Genomic DNA, 20,920 nt, shown 5'->3' on the forward strand with positions numbered 1-20,920 from the left:
CCGCGAACCCGCCTGCCCGGACCCGCCGTGCGGGGGCCCGGGCGACCTTGTCGAGCGGGCGGTCAGCGACGGCGCAGGTCCGCGACCCGGGCCCGTTCTCCGCCCGGGGGCTGCTCGCCCAGCATCGAGGCGGCGCGCAGCCCCGCGGGGGCGCCCGGCACCTGGCCCCGGCGAGGGGCCGGCAGCGGCGGTACGTCCCGGCGCTGCTGCTGGTGACGCGCCGGGACCGCCTCACCCCCCTGGCCTCCCGACGCCCCGGCCACGGCGATCTGCACCCCCTGGTCCGCCAGGGCCTGGAGTTCGGTGGCGGCGCGGTCGTCGTGCGCGGGCGGCTCGTCGGTCACCAGGCGGGTGATGAGGTCCGTCGGCACCGTCTGGAACATGGTGTCGGAGCCGAGCTTGGTGTGGTCGGCGAGGACCACGACCTCGGCGGCGGCCTGCACCAGGGCCCGGTCCACGGACGCCGACAGCATGTTGGACGTGGACAGCCCGCGCTCGGCGGTCAGCCCGCTCCCGGAGAGGAAGGCGCGGGAGACCCTGAGCCCCTGGAGGGACTGTTCGGCCCCGCTGCCCACCAGGGCGTAGTTGGAACCGCGCAGGGTGCCGCCGGTCATCACGACCTCGACCCGGTTGGCGTGGGCCAACGCCTGGGCCACCAGGAGGGAGTTGGTGACGACGGTCAGTCCGGGCACCCGGGCGAGCCGGCGGGCCAGCTCCTGTGTCGTGGTGCCCGCCCCGACCACGATGGCCTCGCCCTCTTCGACGAAGCCCGCGGCGAGATCCGCGATGGCGGTCTTTTCGGCGGTCGCGAGATGGGATTTCTGCGGAAAGCCGGATTCTCGCGTGAACCCGCCCGGCAATACCGCACCGCCGTGCCGGCGGTCGAGGAGTCCTTCTGCCTCCAGTGCGCGCACGTCCCGCCGTACGGTCACTTCGGAGGTCTGGACGACGCGGGCGAGTTCACGGAGCGACACGGCCCCGTTCGCTCGCACCATTTCGAGGATCAATTGACGACGTTCTGCAGCGAACACGAAACTGACAGTAACGCGGACGACCGTCTGCTTTCAGCTCTTTGCGCCGAATAGTAGAAGTTGTTCGCACAGGGGGACGGGGAGTGGTATAAGGCCCAGTTCCGGCGACTATGCCGCCCGCACTGTCCGGCGACACGCCGACGGCCCGCCGTCAACTCCCCGTGACCAGGGGAGAGTCGGCGGGCCGTCGGGCCGGACCGTCAGACCTCGCCCGCCGTCTTGCGGGTGTGCAGCTGCCGCGCCACCTCCGCGATCGACCCCGAAAGGGACGGGTACACGGTGAACGCGTTCGCGATCTGTTCGACCGTCAGATTGTTGTCGACGGCGATCGAGATGGGGTGGATGAGTTCCGAGGCGCGCGGTGCGACGACCACGCCGCCGACGACGATCCCGGTGCCCGGCCGGCAGAAGATCTTGACGAAGCCGTCGCGGATGCCCTGCATCTTGGCGCGCGGGTTGCGCAGCAGCGGCAGCTTCACGACCCGGGCGTCGATCTTCCCGCCGTCCACGTCGGCCTGGCTGTAGCCGACGGTGGCGATCTCGGGGTCGGTGAAGACGTTCGAGGAGACGGTCTTCAGGTTGAGCGGGGCCACCGCGTCGCCGAGGAAGTGGTACATGGCGATGCGGCCCTGCATGGCGGCGACGGAGGCGAGGGCGAAGATCCCGGTCACGTCGCCGGCCGCGTACACGCCCGGCGCGGTGGTGCGGCTGACCTTGTCGGTCCAGATGTGCCCGGACTCGCGGACCTTGACGCCCGCCTCCTCCAGCCCGAGCCCCTCGCTGTTCGGGATGGCGCCGACGGCCATGAGGCAGTGCGAGCCGGTGATGACACGGCCGTCGGACAGCGTGACCTCGACCCGGTCGCCCACCCGTTTGGCGGACTCGGCGCGGGAGCGGGCCATGACGTTCATGCCGCGGCGGCGGAAGACGTCCTCCAGGACGGCGGCGGCGTCCGGGTCCTCGCCGGGCAGCACGCGGTCGCGGGACGAGACGAGGGTGACCTTGGAGCCGAGGGCCTGGTAGGCGCCGGCGAACTCGGCGCCGGTGACGCCCGAGCCGACCACGATGAGCTCCTCGGGCAGCTCGGCGAGGTCGTAGACCTGGGTCCAGTTCAGGATGCGCTCGCCGTCGGGCTGCGCGTCCGGCAGCTCGCGCGGGTGGGCGCCGGTGGCGAGCAGCACGGCGTCGGCGGTGAGGGTCTCCTCGGTGCCGTCGGCGGCCGAGACGACGACCTTGCGGGAGCCGTCGAGGGCCTGCATGCCCTCCAGCCGGCCGCGGCCGCGCAGCACGCGCGCGCCGGCCCGGGTGACGGAGGCGGTGATGTCGTGCGACTGGGCGAGCGCGAGCCGCTTCACACGCCGGTTGACCTTGCCGAGATCCACGCCGACGACCCGGGCGGCCTGCTCCAGCGGCGGGGTGTCGTCGGCCACGATGATGCCCAGCTCCTCGTACGAGGAGTCGAAGGTCGTCATCACCTCGGCCGTGGCGATCAGGGTCTTCGACGGCACGCAGTCGGTCAGCACCGACGCTCCGCCCAGACCGTCGCAGTCGACGACGGTCACCTCCGCGCCGAGCTGCGCGGCCACCAGGGCCGCCTCATAGCCGCCGGGTCCGCCACCGATGATCACGATCCGAGTCACGTGTCCCATTCTCCCGTACCTGCCGCCGTGCTACCGCCCAGGGGGCCGCGGAGGCCGGGACTGTGACCAGAGTGACGCCCGCGCCCACTGCCGTACTCTCCTTGCATGTCGCTCTACGCCGCGTACGCCGGCAACCTCGACGCGCGGCTGATGACCCGCCGCGCTCCCCACTCGCCGCTGCGCGCCACCGGCTGGCTGAACGGCTGGCGGCTGACGTTCGGCGGCGAGCAGCTGGGCTGGGAGGGGGCGCTGGCCACCGTCGTGGAGGACCCCCTCGCGCAGGTCTTCGTCGCGCTGTACGACATCGCCCCCATGGACGAGGAGTCCCTGGACCGCTGGGAGGGCGTGGGCCTCGGCATCTACCGGCGGGCCCGGGTCCGGGTGCACACGCTGGAGGGCGAGGAGTCCGCCTGGATGTACGTCCTGAACGGCTACGAGGGCGGACTGCCGTCGGCCCGGTACCTGGGCGAGGTCGCCGACGCGGCGGAATCGGCGGGCGCGCCCCACGATTACGTGATGGAGCTGCGCAAGCGGCCCTGCTGACGGGGGTCCCCTTCGAGACTCGGAGCATCTGCGCACCGACGGGAGGTCGCACGGGCCACCCCGGCACGTACGACGTCCACTACACGGTGCAGGCCGCCGCAGCCCGCGACCGGCTCACAAGGACGTGCTGATCACGGACGACCGGCCGCCACCGGGCGGCGGGTCCTCGTCGGAAACAACAAGACAACGATCGCCATCCCGTCGGGTTCGGCATCTACGCGCGTAGGCCGGAAGCGGCTACCCTCAGTCGCGTGAACGCATCTCTTCTCCCGGACGACATCCAGGGCGACCCGCACGCCGCCGCCGACGCCGCCGCCGTTCGCCTGCGCGAACTGACCGGCGCCGAGACCCACGACGTCGCCCTCGTGATGGGCTCCGGCTGGGCTCCGGCCGTCGACGCCCTGGGCGCCCCCGACGCAGAGTTCCTGGTCACCGAGCTGCCCGGCTTCCCGCCGCCCGCGGTCGAGGGCCACGGCGGCAAGGTCCGCTCGTACCGGATCGGCGAGAAGCGGGCGCTGGTGTTCCTCGGCCGCACCCACTACTACGAGGGCCGCGGCGTCGCCGCCGTCGCCCACGGTGTGCGCACCGCGGTGGCGGCCGGCTGCAAGACGATCGTGCTGACCAACGGCTGTGGCGGCCTGCGCGAGGGCATGCGCCCCGGTCAGCCGGTGCTGATCAGCGACCACCTCAACCTGACGGCGACCTCGCCGATCGTCGGCGCGAACTTCGTCGACCTGACGGATCTGTACTCGCCGCGGCTGCGCGCCCTGTGCAAGGAGATCGACGCCACGCTGGAGGAGGGCGTCTACGCCCAGTTCCCCGGCCCGCACTACGAGACGCCGGCCGAGATCCGCATGGCCCGCACCATCGGCGCGGACCTGGTGGGCATGTCGACGGTGCTGGAGGCCATCGCCGCGCGCGAGGCGGGCGCCGAGGTGCTCGGCATCTCCCTCGTCACCAACCTCGCCGCCGGCATGACGGGCGAGCCGCTGAACCACGAAGAGGTCCTTCAGGCGGGTCGCGACAGCGCGACGCGCATGGGATCGCTGCTGGCGCAGGTGCTCGGCCGCATCTGAGCGCCGCCGCCAGGAGCCCGGAACTCGCCCCGCGAGCCGCTCCGGGTCCGCGCGGCGGCCGGTGCGGCGCGTCACGGGACGGGGCTCTCCCGCGTGCCGCCCGACAGGGCGTCGCGCGGGCCGGTCGGCGTCCGCCCCCGGCCCTCTCGACCCCCGGCCCTCCCTCGGCCCCCTGGCCCCTGGGGCGCCCGCCCCGCACCCCGGCCGGCCCTGATCCGGTCCGGCCCCGTCCTCACACTCCCCCAGAGGGGGCACCCTCCAGAAGGGCCGGCCGACCCCGGCCCGGCCTGGAAGACAACCGGCGTCCCCCACGCAACCGGAGGCTGACTCCCGTGCACGACGATCTCCTCTCCCGCGCCCGGTCCTGGCTCGCCGAGGACCCGGACCCGCAGACCCGCGCCGAACTGGCCCGGCTCATCGAGGCCGGCGACGTCGCCGAGCTCGCCGACCGCTTCAGCGGCACCCTCCAGTTCGGCACCGCCGGCCTGCGCGGCGAGCTGGGGGCCGGCCCCATGCGGATGAACCGCTCGGTCGTCATCCGCGCCGCCGCCGGACTCGCCGCGTACCTCAAGGGCAAGGGCCGGCAGGGCGGCCTCGTCGTCATCGGGTACGACGCCCGCCACAAGTCCGCCGACTTCGCCCGCGACACGGCCGCGGTCATGACGGGCGCCGGACTGCGCGCGGCGGTCCTGCCCCGCCCGCTGCCCACCCCCGTCCTCGCGTACGCCATAAGGCACCTGGGCGCGGTCGCCGGGGTGGAGGTCACGGCCAGCCACAACCCGCCCCGCGACAACGGCTACAAGGTGTACCTGGGCGACGGTTCGCAGATCGTGCCGCCCGCCGACGCCGAGATCGCCGCGGAGATCGACGCCGTCCGCGGCCTGGACGAGGTCCCCCGCCCGGACGGGGGCTGGGAGATCCTCGACGACGCCGTCCTCGACGCCTACCTGGCCCGCACCGACGCCGTCCTCGCCCCGGACTCCCCCCGCACGGCCCGCACGGTCTACACCGCGATGCACGGCGTGGGCAAGGACGTCCTGCTCGCCGCGTTCGCCCGCGCGGGCTTCCCGGCGCCGGTCCTCGTCGCCGAGCAGGCCGAGCCCGACCCCGAGTTCCCGACCGTGGCCTTCCCCAACCCGGAGGAGCCCGGCGCGATGGACCTCGCCTTCGCCGCGGCCCGCGCCCACGCCCCCGACCTGGTCATCGCCAACGACCCGGACGCCGACCGCTGCGCCGTGGCCGTCCCGTACGAGGGCGACTGGCGCATGCTGCGGGGCGACGAGGTCGGCGCCCTGCTCGCCGCCCACCTCGTGCGCCGCGGCGCACAGGGCACGTTCGCCGAGTCGATCGTCTCCTCGTCCCTGCTCGGCCGCATCGCCGAGAAGGCGGGTCTGCCCTACGAGGAGACCCTCACCGGCTTCAAGTGGATCGCCCGCGTCGACGGCCTGCGCTACGGCTACGAGGAGGCCCTCGGCTACTGCGTGGACCCCGAGGGCGTGCGCGACAAGGACGGCATCACCGCCGCCCTGCTGATCACGGAACTCGCCTCCGAACTCAAGGAACAGGGGCGCACCCTCCTGGACCTCCTCGACGACCTCGCCGTGGAGCACGGCCTGCACGCCACCGACCAGCTGTCGGTGCGGGTGGAGGACCTCACGGTCATCGCCCGCGCGATGGAGCGGCTGCGCGCGCAGCCCCCGGCCGCACTGGCCGGCCTGGCCGTCACCCGGGCCGAGGACCTCACCCGGGGCACGGACACTCTGCCGCCCACCGACGGCCTGCGCTACACGCTCGACGGCGCCCGCGTCATCGTCCGGCCCAGCGGCACCGAGCCGAAACTGAAGTGCTACCTGGAGGTCGTCGTCCCGGTCGCCGGTCACGACGAACTGCCCGCCGCGCGCACCCGCGCCGACGCCGTCCTCGCCAAGATCAAGCAGGACCTGTCGGCGGCGGCCGGCATCTGACACCGGCGCCCCGGGGCACCGGGGCAACCCGTCCCGCGGGTGGCACGGCGACGCCTTGTGCGGGCCCGGTGGGTGGGGCGCGTCCGGCCGGCGTGCGGGTCCCGCCCCCGGAGTGCGCGGGTTCGCCTCCCGGGTGCGGGCCGGGCACCCGCGTGCGCAGCCACCGCCGCCGGCAAGGGTCCGCCCCCGCACGGGCCCGCCGCGCACGCGGGTGCGCGACTGGCATTGCTCACTGCCGGCGCGATGAGTTCCGGCTGCTTCTCCGGTCTGTTCCGGTGACCGTCGTGTGGACGTCGTCCGGCGTTCCCCGACGGCGCCCGCGACCAGACGCACGGAGGACGCCATGACGACCGCCCCGGACCACTCGGCCACCGCCCCCGACCGTTGCGCCGCCGCGCCCGGCCTCCCGCCCGTCGTCGACGCGACCGCGTGGCAGGCGGCCCGTGACGAGCTGCTGGTGCGCGAGAAGGCGCACACCCGCGAGGGCGACGCCATCGCCGCGGCCCGCCGCCGGCTGCCGATGCTGGAGGTCGACGGGACGGCCGAGGTCGTCGGCCCCGACGGCCCGGTGCCCTTCCTGGACCTGTTCCAGGGCCGCGACGAGCTCGTCGTCTACAAGCACATGTGGTACGACGGCGCGCCGCACCAGGGGCAGTGCGAGGGCTGCACGATGGTGGCCTGGCACCTGAGGGACGCCGTCTACCTCAACGCCCGCGGAGTGTCGTTCGCCTTCCTGACCACCGGTCCGTGGGAGGAGGTGGCCCCGTTCGTCGCGTTCATGGGCTACACCCAGCCCTGGTACTCCGTGCGCGACGTGGCCGGGCCGATCGGCGGCGCCATGGGGCAGCTCGCCTGCTTCCTGCGCGACGGCGACCGCGTCTTCCTCACCTACTCCACGACGGGCCGGGGCATCGAGTCGTTCAGCGGGTCGTTCGCCGTGCTCGACAGGACGCCCTTCGGCCGCCGCGAGGCCTGGGAGGACAACCCCGAGGGCCGCCCCGCCGGGGACCACCCGTGCTGGTACTGGCGCTCGGACGCGGACGGCAACGCCACCTGGGGTCCGACCGGCCGCCCGGTCCCGCAGTGGACCCGGCCCGGCGCGACCCCCGTGGACACCCTCGGCCGGCGAAGCCCCTGCCACTGACCGGACCGCCGCCCCCGGCACACCGGCCGTCACCGCAGGGCCGGCAACCCGCCCGCCACCAGCGCCCCGACGACGATCGCCAGCGGCCACAGCGCCCGCCCGCGCAGCCGCTCGTCGGCCTGCGTGGCCGGCCGGGTCGCCGGGTCCCGCCACAGCAGGGTGATCTCGGCGGCCGTCCGCTCGTACGGATGCACCAAGCCCAGCCTGCGCTCCAGCCACGGCCAGTGGACGGAGTGCGCCCGCCACTCGCCGAACGACGCCCGCGAGGCGCGTATCCGCAGCCGTCCGCCCTCGCAGTCGACGGCCCGGACGTGCTCCCAGTCCAGGCGGCGGACGCCCAGCAGTCCGTTGAACCACAGGCCGTCGCGGTCGGCCGTGATCCGCCACGCGAGCCGGCGGGGCAGCACGAGGGCGGCGATCAGGGTCGCCGCGACGCCGGACAGGACGCCCCGCCACACGGAGTCGTCCACGAGGAGCGCGAGGACCAGCGCCGCCGGCACGACGAGGAGCCGGTCGGCCCATCCGGCACGCCATCGGCGCACCCGCCCGAGCGCCTGCGGACCGGCCTGCTCGACGACGGCGGCCGCGAGGGCGGCCGCGGCCTCCCGACGTTCCTCCCGGCTGCCCTCCCGGACGGCCCGGACCCGTTCGTTCCGCTCCCGCCGCCGCAGAGCGGCCTCCGTCACCGGCCGCACGGGTCCCAGGGACGTCTCCACCACGGGCGGGGCGCCGGCCTTCGCCGCGGCGGCCAGCAGCACGACCTCGGCGCCGTCGAAGGGCGCCCCGTACAGCACGGCCTCCCGCAGCGGACCGGCACGCCCGCCCCCGACCAGCTCCCGCAGTTCACGAAGCTCATCGGGCTCGGCGGGCTCGGCGGGCTCATCGTCACCGGTCCGGTCCGCACCCCTCACCTCGTCCGTCTCGTCCGCGCGCGCCTCGGCGGGGTGGTCCGGCGCGCCGCGGCCGTCGGCGGTGGCGACCGTGAACAGGGGCCGTCGGGCGGCGAGGTCGTCGGCGGCGAAGACCTCCGTCTCCAGGTCGCCGTTCACCCGCGCCAGCACCCGCAGCACCGGAACGGGTCCCCGGCGCGGCCCGACGGCACGGTGGCGGGCCAGGGCCGCGGAGACCAGCACGGTGAGCCCGAGACCGGCGAGGCACCAGCCCGCGGCCGCAACCGTCCAACGGCCGCCGGGGCCGTCCCAGGCGTCCGCCACTGCCCGCAGCACGCCACCGGCGGCGAGCAGGCCGAGCCCCGTCCACAGCAGGAACGTCCCGCGCGGCCGACGTCCGCCCATGCCGTCCGGAGCCACGGCGGCCGTGCCCCCGGCAGCGGCGAGAGCCGCCGCCCGCTGCCGTCGGCGCGCCGCCAGCCGCAGGCCGACGGCCGCCCAGGCGCCCGTCTGCCAGGCCGCGAGGCCGAGCCGCACGGGCAGCGGAAGTCCGTCCCCGGCCGTCAGCACGAGGGCGACGCCGACGGGTGCCGTGAGGGCGGCCATCTCGGGCCGCAGCACCGGCCACACCAGGTGCAGGGCGACCAGGGCGGCGCCCCACGCGGGCAGCCCGCCGGGTCCGCCCAGCAGCCCGGCGCCCGCCACCGCCGTCAGCGGCAGCACCGCGAGGGCCCAGTCGGGCGTCCGCACGGGCACCCAGCGCGGGGGCAGCGCCCGTGCCCACCGCAGCGCCGACCCACCGTCCCAGGCGGCCACCCTCCCGCCGGGCCCCACCGCATTGGCGGGCAGCCGTGACACATCGCCGGCACGCGCATTCATCGCCGTCTCCCCACCTGACCGAACTCGTTCCCCGCACATCCGCAGAACCGCACAGACGCCCGACCGCACAACCCCGCAGCCGGACGCACATACGGGCACCGGGGGCGTACGTGTGCCGCCGGTCGAGACCGCACCCCGAGAACGTCCGACCCCGAATCCACCGTCGCCTCCCCCACCGGCCCCGCGATCCCATCGGTCCGCCGCCTCACCGGCCCCGGCCCCCGCCCCCTCGGGGCTCGTGCACCCGCCCCCGGTGGCACCCCCCACACTCAGCAGTCAGTCAAGCAGGCCCGCGCCTCCGCCACCCGGCCACCGCAGCCCCTGCCCCGCCCCACCGGCCACCGCTCGCCGCGGCTCCCGCGAGCCCAGCCCACGGTCCCTACCGGGCACCGGCCCCCACCGGACGCCGCCCCCACCGGACACCGCCCGGCCTCCCTGCCGCCCTCTCAGCTCAGCCCGTGGCGACCAGGATCGCCAGGACGACGGCTCCCGCGGCGGCCGGGCCGAGGATCTCCCAGGCCCAGCGGACGCTCACCTCGCCCTGCGCGCTCTCGTCCTTCTCGCGCGCCTCCCACAGCTCGCGCAGGTCCTCCATGGCCCGGTCGCCGCCGGCGCGCGCGGCCGCGTCCGCCGCCGACGCGCCCCCGCCTCCGCGCCCGAGCGCTCCGCCGAGCCCGCCGGGTCCGGCGGAGCGGCCGCCGCGGCCGTCCTGCGCGGCCGCCGCACGCGACTGCCGGCGGGTCGCCCGCTTGCGGGCGCGCAGCGAGACGGGGATGGACCACAGCTGGAACTTCGCCCCGGCCACGGTGAGGACCTCGTTGGAGTAGCCGGACCGCAGCGTGGCGATCTGCCCCCAGGGCAGCACGATCACCCGGAACGGGTTGCGCACCCGCAGCCGGTCCTGTCCCGCGAACACGGCGGGCCGCACGGTCAGGGAGACGATCAGCGGGACGAGGAGGATCATCGCGGCGAGCGCCAGCCAGGGGGTGCGCCCCTCGCCCGCGACGATCGCGTCGATGCCGAGCCAGCCGACGAGGGCGAGCATCACCACGCCGCCCGCGATGCCCGCGGACGACCGGTACACGCGGTCCCTGATCTCGGGATCCGTGGGCTGCGGGGACCCTGGGGGCCGCGACGCTGGTGACTGGTCTTCCGGGCTCGTCATGGGGCCGATTCTGCCCGACGTCCGCCGCCCGCCCGTACGCGGAGCCCCGGCACGCCCCGGGCACCCGAAAGACTTCCGGGGGTGTACACCCGCTACGCGCGTAGATATGCTCGTCTGGTGACCATGCCCACCAATGCACCCAGCGCGGCCCGCGCCCTCTCGGACGTCACCTCGTCCGACAGCACGCTGCGCCGCTTCCTCCACGGGCTGCCCGGCGTCGACGCGGTCGGCCTGGAGGCGCGCGCCGCCGCGCTCGGCACCCGTTCCATCAAGACGACCGCGAAGGCGTACGCCATCGACCTCGCCATCTCGATGGTCGATCTGACGACGCTGGAAGGCGCGGACACCCCGGGCAAGGTCCGGGCGCTCGGCGCGAAGGCGGTCCGTCCCGACCCGACCGACCGCTCGGCGCCGAGCACGGCCGCGGTCTGCGTCTATCCCGACATGGTGGCCGCCGCCAAGGAGGCCGTCGCCGGTTCCGGCGTGAAGGTCGCCTCGGTCGCCACCGCGTTCCCGGCCGGCCGTGCCGCCCTCGACGTGAAGCTGGCCGACGTGCGGGACGCGGTCGCCGCGGGCGCCGACGAGATCGACATGGTCATCGACCGCGGGGCCTTCCTCGCCGGCCGGTACATGAAGGTGTACGACGAGATCGTGGCCGTGAAGGAGGCCTCGGGCGCGGCCCGCCTGAAGGTCATCTTCGAGACGGGCGAGCTGTCGACGTACGACAACATCCGGCGGGCGAGCTGGCTCGGCATGCTGGCCGGGGCGGACTTCATCAAGACGTCCACCGGCAAGGTCGCCGTCAACGCCACCCCCGCCAACACGCTGCTCATGCTGGAGGCCGTGCGCGACTTCCGGGCGCAGACCGGCGTGCAGGTCGGCGTGAAGCCCGCCGGCGGCATCCGCACCAGCAAGGACGCGATCAAGTTCCTCGTCCTGGTCAACGAGACCGCGGGCGGGGACTGGCTCGACAACCACTGGTTCCGCTTCGGCGCCTCCTCGCTCCTGAACGATCTGCTGATGCAGCGTCAGAAGCTGGCCACCGGCCGCTACTCCGGCCCCGACTACGTGACGGTGGACTGATCACCATGGCATCCGCATTCACCTCCGCCTTCGAGTACGCCCCGGCGCCCGAGTCCCGCTCGGTCGTCGACATCGCCCCCTCGTACGGCCTGTTCATCGACGGCGAGTTCACCGAGGCGGCCGACGGCCAGGTCTTCAAGACCGTCTCGCCGTCCACCGAGGAGGTCCTCTCCGAGATCGCCCGGGCGGGCGAGGCGGACGTCGACCGCGCCGTGCTGGCCGCCCGCAAGGCCTTCGAGAAGTGGTCCGCGCTGCCGGGCGCGGAGCGCGCGAAGTACCTCTTCCGCATCGCCCGCATCATCCAGGAGCGCTCGCGCGAGCTGGCCGTCCTGGAGACGCTGGACAACGGCAAGCCGATCAGGGAGACGCGCGACGCCGACCTGCCCCTGGTCGCCGCGCACTTCTTCTACTACGCGGGCTGGGCCGACAAGCTCGGCCACGCGGGCTTCGGCGCGAACCCGCGGCCGCTGGGCGTCGCGGGCCAGGTCATCCCGTGGAACTTCCCGCTGCTGATGCTGGCGTGGAAGATCGCCCCGGCGCTCGCCACCGGCAACACGGTGGTCCTGAAGCCCGCCGAGACGACCCCGCTGTCCGCCCTGTTCTTCGCGGACGTCTGCCGCCAGGCGGGCCTGCCCAGGGGCGTCGTCAACATCCTTCCCGGCTACGGCGACGCGGGCGCGGCTCTCGTGGCGCACCCCGACGTGAACAAGGTGGCGTTCACCGGCTCCACGGCCGTCGGCAAGGAGATCGCGCGCACGGTCGCGGGCAGCCGCAAGAAGCTCACCCTCGAACTGGGCGGCAAGGGCGCGAACATCGTCTTCGACGACGCCCCGATCGACCAGGCCGTCGAGGGCATCGTCAGCGGCATCTTCTTCAACCAGGGCCAGGTGTGCTGCGCGGGCAGCCGTCTGCTCGTCCAGGAGTCGATCCAGGAGGAGCTGCTGGACTCGCTCAAGCGCCGCCTGTCGACGCTGCGCCTGGGCGACCCGCTCGACAAGAACACCGACATCGGCGCGATCAACTCCGCCGAGCAGCTCTCGCGCATCACCACCCTCGTCGAGCAGGGCGAGGCGGAGGGCGCCGAACGCTGGTCGTCGGCGTGCGAACTGCCCACGTCGGGCTACTGGTTCGCGCCGACGCTGTTCACGAACGTCACCCAGGCGCACACCGTCGCCCGGGACGAGATCTTCGGCCCGGTGCTGTCGGTCCTCACCTTCCGCACCCCGGACGAGGCGGTCGCCAAGGCCAACAACACGCCGTACGGGCTGTCCGCGGGCATCTGGACGGAGAAGGGCTCCCGGATCCTCGCCGTCGCGAACAGGCTCCGGGCCGGCGTCGTCTGGTCCAACACGTTCAACAAGTTCGACCCCACCTCGCCGTTCGGCGGCTACAAGGAGTCGGGATTCGGCCGCGAGGGCGGCCGCCACGGCCTGGAGGCGTACCTCGATGTCTGACCGACTGTCCGTGCTGAAGACCTACAAGCTGTACGTCGGCGGGAAGTTCCCGCGTTCCGAGAGCGGCCGGGTGTACGAGGTGACGGACTCCAAGGGCAAGTGGCTGGCCAACGCGCCGCAGTCCTCCCGCAAGGACGCCCGTGACGCGGTCGTCGCCGCGCGCAAGGCGTTCGGCGGCTGGGCCGGGGCGACGGCGTACAACCGGGGCCAGGTCCTCTACCGCGTCGCCGAGATGCTGGAGGGCCGCCGGGGCCAGTTCGTCCACGAGGTGGCCGACGCCGAGGGCCTGTCGAAGTCGAAGGCCGCCGAGCAGGTGGCTGCGACGATCGACCGCTGGGTCTGGTACGCGGGCTGGACCGACAAGATCGCCCAGGTCGTGGGCGGCGGGAACCCGGTCGCGGGCCCGTACTTCAACCTCTCCTCGCCCGAGCCGACGGGCGTCGTCGCCGTCCTCGCCCCGCAGGAGTCGTCGTTCCTGGGGCTGGTGTCGGTGCTGGCCCCGGTGATCGCCACGGGCAACACGGCGGTCGTGATCGCGAGCGAGCGCGCCCCGCTCCCGGCGCTCTCCCTCGGCGAGGTCCTGGCCACCTCGGACGTCCCCGGCGGCGTCGTCAACGTGCTGTCGGGCCGGACGGCGGAGATCGCCGCGCCGCTGGCCTCGCACCAGGACGTCAACGCGATCGATCTCGCGGGCGCCGACGAGGCGCTGGCGAAGGAGCTGGAGATCGCGGCGGCCGACAACCTCAAGCGCGTGCTGCGTCCACAGCCTGTGGACGACTGGTCGGTGACGCCGGGCACCGACCGCCTGACGTCCTTCCTGGAGACGAAGACGGTCTGGCACCCGACGGGCTCCCTGGGCGCGTCCGGCTCGTCCTACTAGTCCGGGCGCTCCCGGGCGCTCCCCGGCATGCTCCGGGCGCCCCGTGAACGCGGAAGCCGCGCCGCCCCTCCGTCCGGGGGCGGCGCGGCTTCCGTGCGTGCGCCGTGGACCGTGCCGTACGGCGCGGTCAGCCGCCGAGCACCTTCGTGACGTCCCCGACGACCGGGATCGAGCCGATCGACTGGGCCTGCGCCACCGGGGCGGTCAGCATCTGGGACGTCAGCGGCCGGAAGTCGGCGAGCTGGGTGCCGACGCCGTTGTCGAGGGGGTCGACGCCGGTCCCCGCCAGCGGGTTGGGCTTCAGGCCGGCGACCGTGCCGGTGACGTACGACAGGGAGCCCAGCGCGCCCTGGAGCCCGGCCTGCGGGTCGATCCGGCCGATCGAGGTGGGGCTCGTGCGCACCACGTCGACGACGGGCCCGCCGGCCGCCGCGGCGGTGCCGGCGCCCGCGCCCAGCGCCACTCCGGCGGTCGCGAGGGCGGCGAGGGCGCGCCGGCCGGTGGGGGTCTGGGGGGATGCGTGTCGGGCCATCGTCGATGCCGCCTTCTGGTGCGCAAGGTGATCCGGTCGACACGAAGGGTAGTTGAGGTGTGACGCGCGCATCAAAGCCGACCCGCGGGGTCGTTGACGGGGCGGGGGATGCCTCACACTGGTGTCCCGTGACCTCCCCTCCGCCCATACCCACGCGAGTCGTGCTGCTCTGCGGCCCTTCCGGCTCCGGCAAGTCCCTGCTCGCCGCCCGCTGCGGCCTCCCTGTGCTGCGGCTCGACGACTTCTACAAGGAGGGGGACGACCCGACGCTGCCGCTCGTCGCGGGGAGTTCCGACATCGACTGGGACCACCCGCTGTCGTGGGACGCGGAGGCGGCCGTCGCCGCGATCGTGGAACTGTGCGGCACGGGCCGCACGAACGTTCCCGTCTACGACATCTCGCTCAGCGCCCGCACGGGCGAGGAGGAGATCGCGATCGGGCGGCCGCCGGCGTTCATCGCGGAGGGCATCTTCGCCGCCGAGATCGTGAACCGCTGCCGGGAGCTGGGCGTCCTGGCCGACGCGCTGTGCCTGAGCCGCGGCCCGGTGACGACGTTCCGGCGCCGCTTCCTGCGGGATCTGAAGGAGGGCCGCAAGTCGGTGCCCTTCCTGCTGCGCCGCGGCTGGCGCCTGATGCGCGCCGAACGCTCCATCGTCGCCCGCCAGACCGCGCTGGGCGCCTACGCCTGCGACCGCGACGAGGCGCTGGCCCGGCTGGCCGCCGCGGCGTCGGACGGCCGCGCCCCGACGGCGCGCACGGCTGTCTGAAGCACGCACGAAGAAGCGGGACCGGACGGACCCCCCGGCCCTCCGGTCCCGCTCCCTCTCGTTCCCCCGTGCTTCCCCTTGCTCCCCCGTGTCCCCCCGGGGTGGTGCTTCCCCCGTGCTTGCGCGGTACCGCTCCCCTCGACGTCCCCCGTCGGGTCCCCCCGGTACCGCTCCCCCGTGCCTCCCCCGTTCACCCTCAGGCGACAAGCTCCCCGAAGGCGTCCTCCTCGTCACGGCCGAAGCTGAGGACCTCGTCCTCGCGCAGCCGGCGCAGCGAGCGCCAGATGCTGGACTTCACCGTGCCGACACTGATGTCGAGGATCTCCGCGATCTCCGGGTCAGTGCGGCCCTCGTAGTAGCGCAGGACCAGCATCGTCCGCTGGAGTTCGGGCAGCCGCGCCAGCGCCTGCCACAGGACCGCGCGCAGCTCGGTGCCGCGCATCGCGTCCGTGTCGCCCGCCGTCTCCGGCAGCTCCTCGGTCGGGTACTCGTTCAGCTTGCGGCGGCGCCACGCGCTGATGTGCAGGTTGGTCATGGTCCGGCGGAGGTAGCCGCCGACCGCGGCCTTGTCGCTGATCCGCTCCCATGCCCGGTACGTCGAGAACAGGGCGCTCTGGAGCAGGTCCTCGGCCTCGAAGCGGTCGCCGGTGAGGTGGTAGGCGGTGGCGTACAGGGAGGCGCGGCGCTCCTGGACGTAGGCGGTGAACTCCGCCTCGGTCAGCGAGCGGCGCTCCCCCGTGTCCTCCCCGTACGCGGCTCCCCCGTGAGCCGCCTGCTCCCCCGCATCGACCACCGTCATGAAGGCGGTGTGCTGACGTCCGGCGCCACGACCGCACCCCCGAGCGGTCACCGCGCCGGACTTCTCGGAACCCCGGTTCACGTCGTGCAGACGCGTGACGACCGCGACTGCGTTGGTGCTCATACCGTGCAGCGTGTTCATCTCGCGCCCCCCGTCGTGGACTTACGGTGTTCTGTCTCTCGCGTGGCCCGGCTCCGCTGTGCTGTTCGGCGTCGCCCGGCCTCGTGTCGAAAAGACTGCACGGGCCACTTCATCGCCGTGTCCGCCGACTGTCACAGACCTGTCACAGGGGTCCGTCACGTCGCGGGCACAGGCCGTCCACAGCCTTGCGCGGTACGGCGGCCGGGTGTGTTCGACGCCGGCGGCGGCCTCGTCCCCGTGTTCCCGGCCGGTCCGGGCGGGTTGCGCGCCGGGCGGCCGGGGGGCCCGTTCCGTGCGGTCCGGCCGGGCACGCGGGGCGCCGCACGCCCCGGGGAACCGTTCGGGCGGCACGTAACCGCAGGTCCCGGGGGTGCGGGCCCGGTGGGCGGGCCGGTCGGGCGAGGGCGGTCGCGGGGCGCCGCCGGCCCGCCGCAATCCGCGCGCGCCGCCGGAACCACCCCGCTCCGGCACCCGCGCCCGGACGGGCCCTGACCCACAGGTCGAACGACAGCCCCCTCATGGGCCAGAATGAGCCCGTGCCTTCCCTGTTGCTGATCGAGGACGACGACGCCATCCGTACGGCCCTGGAGCTCTCACTGACGCGCCAGGGACACCGGGTGGCGACCGCTGCGAGCGGTGAGGACGGTCTGAAGCTCCTGCGCGAGCAACGGCCGGATCTGATCGTGCTGGACGTGATGCTGCCCGGCATCGACGGCTTCGAGGTGTGCCGTCGCATCCGGCGCACCGACCAGCTGCCGATCATTCTGCTCACCGCGCGCAGCGACGACATCGACGTGGTGGTCGGGCTGGAGTCCGGCGCCGACGACTACGTCGTCAAGCCCATCCAGGGCCGGGTGCTGGACGCCCGGATCCGGGCCGTGCTGCGCCGCGGCGAGCGCGAGTCGAGCGACGCGGCGACCTTCGGCAGCCTCGTCATCGACCGTGCGGCGATGACGGTGACGAAGAACGGCGAGGACCTCCAGCTCACCCCGACCGAGCTGCGGCTGCTGCTGGAGCTGAGCCGGCGGCCCGGACAGGCGCTGTCCCGGCAGCAGTTGCTGCGGCTGGTGTGGGAGCACGACTACCTGGGCGACTCGCGGCTGGTGGACGCGTGTGTCCAGCGGCTGCGGGCCAAGGTGGAGGACGTGCCGTCGTCCCCCGTCCTGATCCGTACCGTGCGCGGCGTCGGCTACCGCCTGGACGCCCCTCAGTGACCCAGGCGCGAGGAGGGCTGCGCGGCTGGTCGGCGGCGCGCAGGGGAAAGGTGTCACGGCTGCGTCTGACGAGCCTGCGGCTGCGGCTCGTCGTGGTGTTCGGCGCGGTGGCGCTGACCGCCGCCGTGTCCGCGTCCGGCATCGCGTACTGGCTCAACCGCGAGGCCGTGCTCACCCGCACCCAGGGCGCGGTGCTGCGGGACTTCGAGCAGGAGATGCAGAACCGGGCCGGTTCGCTGCCGGAGCATCCCTCGCAGGACGAACTGCAGCACACCGCCGGCCAGATGGCCAACAGCAGTCAGCGCTTCAGCGTGCTGCTGGTGGCCGCGGACAGCGGCGGCCAGACCGTCTACGGCAACTCGGGCGGTCTGAACGGCTTCTCGCTGGAGGACGTGCCCGGTTCGCTGCGCACGGCCGTCAACCGGCAGCAGGACGCCGGCGACGGCAACAAGTCCCCGTACCACCTGTACTGGCAGCGCGTCGTGGTGCACGGGACGCCGTACCTGGTGGCCGGGACGAAGGTCATCGGCGGCGGGCCGACCGGGTACATGCGCAAGTCGCTGGAGCCGGAGGCCAAGGACCTCAACTCGCTGGCGTGGTCGCTGGGGATCGCCACCGCCCTGGCGCTGGTGGGGGCCGCGCTGCTCGCGCAGGCCGCCGCCACGACCGTCCTGAAGCCGGTGCACCGGCTGGGCGTCGCGGCGCGCCGGCTCGGCGAGGGCCGGCTGGACACCCGGCTGCGGGTCTCCGGGACGGACGAACTGGCCGATCTGTCGCGGACGTTCAACCGCACCGCCGAGGCGCTGGAGAAGCGGGTCGACGACATGGCCGCCCGTGACGAGGCCTCGCGCCGGTTCGTCGCCGACATGTCGCACGAGCTGCGCACGCCGCTCACCGCCATCACCACCGTCGCGGAGGTGCTGGAGGAGGAGCTGGACGCGGAGTCGGGCAGCATCGACCCGATGATCGAGCCGGCGGTGCGGCTGGTGGTCAGCGAGACGCGGCGGCTGAACAACCTCGTCGAGAACCTGATGGAGGTCACCCGCTTCGACGCGGGGACGGCCCGGCTGGTCCTGGACGACGTCGACGTCGCCGACCAGATCACCGCCTGCATCGACGCGCGGGCCTGGCTGGACGCCGTCGACCTCGACGCGGAGCGCGGCATCCACGCCCAGCTCGACCCGCGCCGTCTGGACGTCATCCTGGCCAACCTCATCGGCAACGCCCTCAAGCACGGCGGTTCGCCGGTGCGGGTGTCGGTGTCGGCGGCGGACGACTCGGTCGTGATCGCGGTGCGCGACCACGGGCCGGGCATCCCCGAGGACGTGCTGCCGCACGTCTTCGACCGGTTCTACAAGGCGAGCGCCTCCCGGCCGCGCTCCGAGGGCAGCGGGCTCGGCCTGTCCATCGCGCTGGAGAACGCGCACATCCACGGCGGCGAGATCACGGCCGCCAACTCCCCGGAGGGCGGCGCGGTGTTCACGCTGCGGCTGCCCCGGGGCGTCTCCGGGCGCGCGGAACACGATGTCGAGGACGGCGACGGCGGCGGGCGGGACGTGCGGACCGTGCCGGACAAGGGGGACGTGACGTGACCACGAGCCGTGCAGCCGTACGACGGCGGTTCGCCGTGCCCGTGCTGGCCGGCCTGGCGGCCGCCGTGCTCGCCGGCTGCGGCATCCGCGCCACCGAGGTGCCGACGGACTTCGGGCCCGCGCCCTCCCGGGTGCGCTGTTCGCTCGCCGAGCCGGACGTCACGACGCAGTCCGCGCGTGCGGGCGTGCCGGTGCGGGTGTTCCTGCTGTGCGGTTCGTCGCTGGTGGCCGTGGACCGGTCCCTGCGGGTGCCGGACGGCGCGGCGGACTCCGCGCGGCGCGCGCTGGTCGCGCAGGGCCTGCTGGACGAGCTGGCCGAGTCGCCGTCGGCGGCCGAGAAGGAGGCCGGGTACACGACGGACGTGCGCGGCGGGATGACGGTGCGCGGGCCGGGCCCCCGGGACCCGGACGACACGCTGCGGCTGAGCACTCCGCCCGGGAATCTCACGTCGTACGCGCTCGCCCAGCTGGTGTGCACGTTCTCCGACTCGGCGGCCGCCGAGGGGGACGGCTCGGTGGTCCTGGGCGGCCCCGGCCCGGCGCCGGTGCGCCGCTACGCCTGCACCGACGAGATCCGCTCCCGTCCCGGAAGCGCCGAGCCCCCGTCGACGCCGGTCACCAACGAGGGCTGAACCGCCCGGCCGCCCGGAGCGGCCGACTGGGGGCGGCGGGTGTGGCGGACGCCTCATGCGGGGGTCCGAGGCCGTCGTCGTCGCAGGTCACCGCCGGCCCGTGCGCGGCGGGGCCGGGGGTGCGGGCGGACGGTGCGGGACGGGCCGGAACCGATCGTGCCGGGGGGCGCGTCTTGGGGGGCGTGCAGCGTCAAGGCTCCATCGGCGGCAGCGCCGCCATCCGCATCCGCGCGACCGGGATCGTCCTCCTGGCCGCCCACCTCGTGTACGTCGCCTGGGTGACGCTGCGCCCGCTGGACGTCCCCTGGGTGCTCCCGGCCAATCTGCATCCCTTCGACGGGATCCGCGCCGACCTGCGGCTGGGCTGGCCCGAGGCGGCCCGGCGGATCGGCGCCGGGCTGGGGCTGCTGGCCCCGCTGGGCGTCCTGCTGCCGCTGGCGGGCGGCAGGGTCCGGGTCTCGCCGTTCGCCTCCCTGGTCCGCACGGTCACGGCGGGCGCACTGCTGTCGCTGGGCATCGAACTGCTGCAGACCGGAGTGCCCGGCCAGGTCGTGGACGTGGACTCGATGCTCCTGAACACCGTGGGCGTGGCGCTGGCGCATGTCGCGGTGGTGCCCGCGGTGCGCGCGCGGCTGCGCCGAAGGGACGAGCGCGGCCCGTCGGCCGCGGTGCGCAAGGAGGACGCGGCTCAGGGTCTGACCCCGAGGATTCCCAGGGTCGGCATCGCACCGTAGAGCGACGCTTCGTCCCCTTCGTCACCGTAGCGTCGATGTCAGACGGGGCAGCCGCAGGTGCCGCCTCCGACGGACGCTCACGAAGGAGCCGCGATGTCCAGCCTCGCCCGCCCCACCAACGGCCGCATGATCGGCGGAGTGTGCGCCGCGCTGGCCCGGCGCTTCGGCACCTCCGCGACCACGATGCGCGTGATCTTCGTGCTCTCCTGCCTGCTGCCGGGCCCGCAGTTCCTGCTCTACATAGCCCTGTGGGTGCTGTTCCCCTCGGAGGACAAGGCGGCCCGCACCGCCTGGTGACGGCCGTGGGCCGAGACGCCGTCGGGGCGCACCCGGGACGACCGGGTGCGCCCCGACGGCGCTCGCGTGTGTGCGGGGCGGAGCCGCTCAGCCCAGCGGGATGCCGTTGACCGGCAGGCCGTGCGTGGGCAGGCCCTGGAGCGGCAGTCCGCCGAGCAGTCCGGCGACGGGCGCCGTGGGGCCCTGTGAGAGCACCTTCTCGGCGACCGGCTGGACGGCGGTCAGGCCCGCGGCCAGCGCCGGCTGGGCCTGCGTCAGCGCCTGCCCGGCGCCGGGCAGCGCCTGGGCCACGTTCTCCGCCGGCAGCGTCCTGGTGACGCCGTCCAGGGCCTGGGTGGCGTCCGGGACCGCGGGGGCGGCGTTCGCGGCGCCCGCACCGACGGCGGCGAAGGCGGCGCCGAGAGCGGCGACGCCGAGGGTCTTGGCAGCAGACTGCTTCATGATGAATGCGTCCTCGAATGGG

General features: G+C 74.3%; 20 protein-coding genes. 13 read left to right on the forward strand and 7 right to left on the reverse strand.

The genetic code is table 11. The features are described from left to right. Positions 1 to 62: 62 nt before the first annotated feature. Positions 63 to 1,031: a DeoR/GlpR family DNA-binding transcription regulator gene (locus ACGFSH_RS08660; RefSeq protein WP_393346314.1), complete on the reverse strand. Its 969-nt coding sequence runs from the start codon at positions 1,029 to 1,031 to the stop codon at positions 63 to 65. Positions 1,032 to 1,231: 200 nt separating this feature from the next. Further along, on the reverse strand, positions 1,232 to 2,680 hold the full coding sequence (locus tag ACGFSH_RS08665) for an NAD(P)H-quinone dehydrogenase (RefSeq protein ID WP_393346316.1): 1,449 nt from the start codon (positions 2,678 to 2,680) through the stop codon (positions 1,232 to 1,234). Between the two features lie 96 nt (positions 2,681 to 2,776). Between ACGFSH_RS08665 and ACGFSH_RS08670 the strand changes: the two genes are divergently transcribed. From ACGFSH_RS08670 to ACGFSH_RS08685, 4 genes are all read left to right on the forward strand, one after another. After that, entirely contained in the window at positions 2,777 to 3,214 is a 438-nt protein-coding gene (locus tag ACGFSH_RS08670; protein WP_393346317.1) for a gamma-glutamylcyclotransferase, read from the forward strand. A 251-nt stretch (positions 3,215 to 3,465) separates the two neighbouring features. Further along, on the forward strand, positions 3,466 to 4,290 hold the full coding sequence (locus tag ACGFSH_RS08675) for a purine-nucleoside phosphorylase (RefSeq protein ID WP_393346318.1): 825 nt from the start codon (positions 3,466 to 3,468) through the stop codon (positions 4,288 to 4,290). A 332-nt stretch (positions 4,291 to 4,622) separates the two neighbouring features. Next, positions 4,623 to 6,254 carry a phospho-sugar mutase gene (locus ACGFSH_RS08680; protein ID WP_393346320.1) on the forward strand — a complete coding sequence of 544 codons (1,632 nt, stop codon included), beginning with the start codon at positions 4,623 to 4,625 and terminating at the stop codon, positions 6,252 to 6,254. Positions 6,255 to 6,597: 343 nt separating this feature from the next. Continuing rightward, complete coding sequence (locus ACGFSH_RS08685; RefSeq protein WP_393346322.1) at positions 6,598 to 7,398, forward strand: DUF899 family protein; 801 nt, start codon at positions 6,598 to 6,600, stop codon at positions 7,396 to 7,398. A 29-nt stretch (positions 7,399 to 7,427) separates the two neighbouring features. On the opposite strand, the gene ACGFSH_RS08690 is transcribed toward ACGFSH_RS08685, so the two are convergent. Both ACGFSH_RS08690 and ACGFSH_RS08695 read right to left on the reverse strand, forming a co-directional pair. Further along, on the reverse strand, positions 7,428 to 9,167 hold the full coding sequence (locus tag ACGFSH_RS08690; RefSeq protein ID WP_393346324.1) for a hypothetical protein: 1,740 nt from the start codon (positions 9,165 to 9,167) through the stop codon (positions 7,428 to 7,430). Positions 9,168 to 9,618: 451 nt separating this feature from the next. Beyond that, positions 9,619 to 10,332, reverse strand: coding sequence for a PH domain-containing protein (locus tag ACGFSH_RS08695; protein WP_393346326.1), 714 nt, complete (start codon positions 10,330 to 10,332; stop codon positions 9,619 to 9,621). 123 nt (positions 10,333 to 10,455) lie between these two features. On the opposite strand from ACGFSH_RS08695, the gene deoC reads away from it, so the two are divergent. From deoC to ACGFSH_RS08710, 3 genes are read left to right on the forward strand one after another with little or no spacing between them, the layout of a single operon-like run. Continuing rightward, positions 10,456 to 11,415, forward strand: a complete 960-nt coding sequence (gene deoC, locus ACGFSH_RS08700; protein ID WP_393346960.1) for a deoxyribose-phosphate aldolase — start codon at positions 10,456 to 10,458, stop codon at positions 11,413 to 11,415. Between the two features lie 5 nt (positions 11,416 to 11,420). Beyond that, entirely contained in the window at positions 11,421 to 12,869 is a 1,449-nt protein-coding gene (locus ACGFSH_RS08705; RefSeq protein WP_393346328.1) for an aldehyde dehydrogenase family protein, read from the forward strand. Further along, positions 12,862 to 13,749 (forward strand): aldehyde dehydrogenase family protein, encoded by an 888-nt coding sequence (locus tag ACGFSH_RS08710; protein WP_393346330.1) that lies wholly within the window; start codon positions 12,862 to 12,864, stop codon positions 13,747 to 13,749. The genes ACGFSH_RS08705 and ACGFSH_RS08710 overlap by 8 nt, the downstream gene beginning before the upstream one ends. 127 nt (positions 13,750 to 13,876) lie before the next feature. Here the strand turns inward: ACGFSH_RS08710 and ACGFSH_RS08715 are convergent, their stop codons facing one another. Next, a complete protein-coding gene (locus ACGFSH_RS08715; RefSeq protein ID WP_393346332.1) occupies positions 13,877 to 14,281 on the reverse strand; it encodes a hypothetical protein in 405 nt (134 codons plus the stop codon). A gap of 59 nt (positions 14,282 to 14,340) precedes the next feature. Here ACGFSH_RS08715 and ACGFSH_RS08720 point away from each other — a divergent pair, with 59 nt between their 5' ends. Next, entirely contained in the window at positions 14,341 to 15,048 is a 708-nt protein-coding gene (locus tag ACGFSH_RS08720; protein ID WP_393346334.1) for a uridine kinase, read from the forward strand. Positions 15,049 to 15,244: 196 nt separating this feature from the next. On the opposite strand, the gene ACGFSH_RS08725 is transcribed toward ACGFSH_RS08720, so the two are convergent. Further along, entirely contained in the window at positions 15,245 to 15,988 is a 744-nt protein-coding gene (locus tag ACGFSH_RS08725; RefSeq protein WP_393346336.1) for a SigE family RNA polymerase sigma factor, read from the reverse strand. 536 nt (positions 15,989 to 16,524) lie between these two features. Between ACGFSH_RS08725 and afsQ1 the strand changes: the two genes are divergently transcribed. From afsQ1 to ACGFSH_RS08750, 5 genes are all read left to right on the forward strand, one after another. Then, the gene (afsQ1, locus tag ACGFSH_RS08730; protein ID WP_057584528.1) at positions 16,525 to 17,202 is read left to right on the forward strand and encodes a two-component system response regulator AfsQ1; all 678 of its coding nucleotides are present in this window, start codon (positions 16,525 to 16,527) and stop codon (positions 17,200 to 17,202) included. Continuing rightward, complete coding sequence (locus ACGFSH_RS08735) at positions 17,199 to 18,794, forward strand: ATP-binding protein (RefSeq protein WP_393346338.1); 1,596 nt, start codon at positions 17,199 to 17,201, stop codon at positions 18,792 to 18,794. The genes afsQ1 and ACGFSH_RS08735 overlap by 4 nt, the downstream gene beginning before the upstream one ends. Beyond that, positions 18,791 to 19,426, forward strand: a complete 636-nt coding sequence (locus ACGFSH_RS08740; protein WP_393346340.1) for a hypothetical protein — start codon at positions 18,791 to 18,793, stop codon at positions 19,424 to 19,426. Before ACGFSH_RS08735 ends, ACGFSH_RS08740 begins: the two co-directional genes overlap by 4 nt. A gap of 182 nt (positions 19,427 to 19,608) precedes the next feature. Further along, entirely contained in the window at positions 19,609 to 20,160 is a 552-nt protein-coding gene (locus ACGFSH_RS08745) for a VanZ family protein (protein ID WP_393346342.1), read from the forward strand. Between the two features lie 93 nt (positions 20,161 to 20,253). Then, a complete protein-coding gene (locus ACGFSH_RS08750) occupies positions 20,254 to 20,457 on the forward strand; it encodes a PspC domain-containing protein (RefSeq protein ID WP_109002954.1) in 204 nt (67 codons plus the stop codon). 87 nt (positions 20,458 to 20,544) lie between these two features. On the opposite strand, the gene ACGFSH_RS08755 is transcribed toward ACGFSH_RS08750, so the two are convergent. Then, complete coding sequence (locus tag ACGFSH_RS08755) at positions 20,545 to 20,898, reverse strand: ATP-binding protein (RefSeq protein ID WP_393346344.1); 354 nt, start codon at positions 20,896 to 20,898, stop codon at positions 20,545 to 20,547. Positions 20,899 to 20,920 lie beyond the last annotated feature (22 nt).

The organism is Streptomyces sp. NPDC048481, assembly GCF_043200075.1.
GTDB lineage: Bacteria > Actinomycetota > Actinomycetes > Streptomycetales > Streptomycetaceae > Streptomyces.

Excerpts from the sequence above, each read along its gene's own strand:
- ACGFSH_RS08725 (WP_393346336.1), bottom strand. The coding sequence starts at position 15,988 with ATGAACACGCTGCACGGTATGAGCACCAACGCAGTCGCGGTCGTCACG.
- ACGFSH_RS08705 (WP_393346328.1), top strand. The coding sequence starts at position 11,421 with ATGGCATCCGCATTCACCTCCGCCTTCGAGTACGCCCCGGCGCCCGAG.
- deoC (WP_393346960.1), top strand. The coding sequence starts at position 10,456 with ATGCCCACCAATGCACCCAGCGCGGCCCGCGCCCTCTCGGACGTCACC.
- ACGFSH_RS08695 (WP_393346326.1), bottom strand. The coding sequence starts at position 10,332 with ATGACGAGCCCGGAAGACCAGTCACCAGCGTCGCGGCCCCCAGGGTCC.
- ACGFSH_RS08665 (WP_393346316.1), bottom strand. The coding sequence starts at position 2,680 with ATGGGACACGTGACTCGGATCGTGATCATCGGTGGCGGACCCGGCGGC.
- ACGFSH_RS08670 (WP_393346317.1), top strand. The coding sequence starts at position 2,777 with ATGTCGCTCTACGCCGCGTACGCCGGCAACCTCGACGCGCGGCTGATG.
- ACGFSH_RS08710 (WP_393346330.1), top strand. The coding sequence starts at position 12,862 with ATGTCTGACCGACTGTCCGTGCTGAAGACCTACAAGCTGTACGTCGGC.
- ACGFSH_RS08755 (WP_393346344.1), bottom strand. The coding sequence starts at position 20,898 with ATGAAGCAGTCTGCTGCCAAGACCCTCGGCGTCGCCGCTCTCGGCGCC.
- ACGFSH_RS08715 (WP_393346332.1), bottom strand. The coding sequence starts at position 14,281 with ATGGCCCGACACGCATCCCCCCAGACCCCCACCGGCCGGCGCGCCCTC.
- ACGFSH_RS08690 (WP_393346324.1), bottom strand. The coding sequence starts at position 9,167 with ATGAATGCGCGTGCCGGCGATGTGTCACGGCTGCCCGCCAATGCGGTG.
- ACGFSH_RS08750 (WP_109002954.1), top strand. The coding sequence starts at position 20,254 with ATGTCCAGCCTCGCCCGCCCCACCAACGGCCGCATGATCGGCGGAGTG.
- ACGFSH_RS08685 (WP_393346322.1), top strand. The coding sequence starts at position 6,598 with ATGACGACCGCCCCGGACCACTCGGCCACCGCCCCCGACCGTTGCGCC.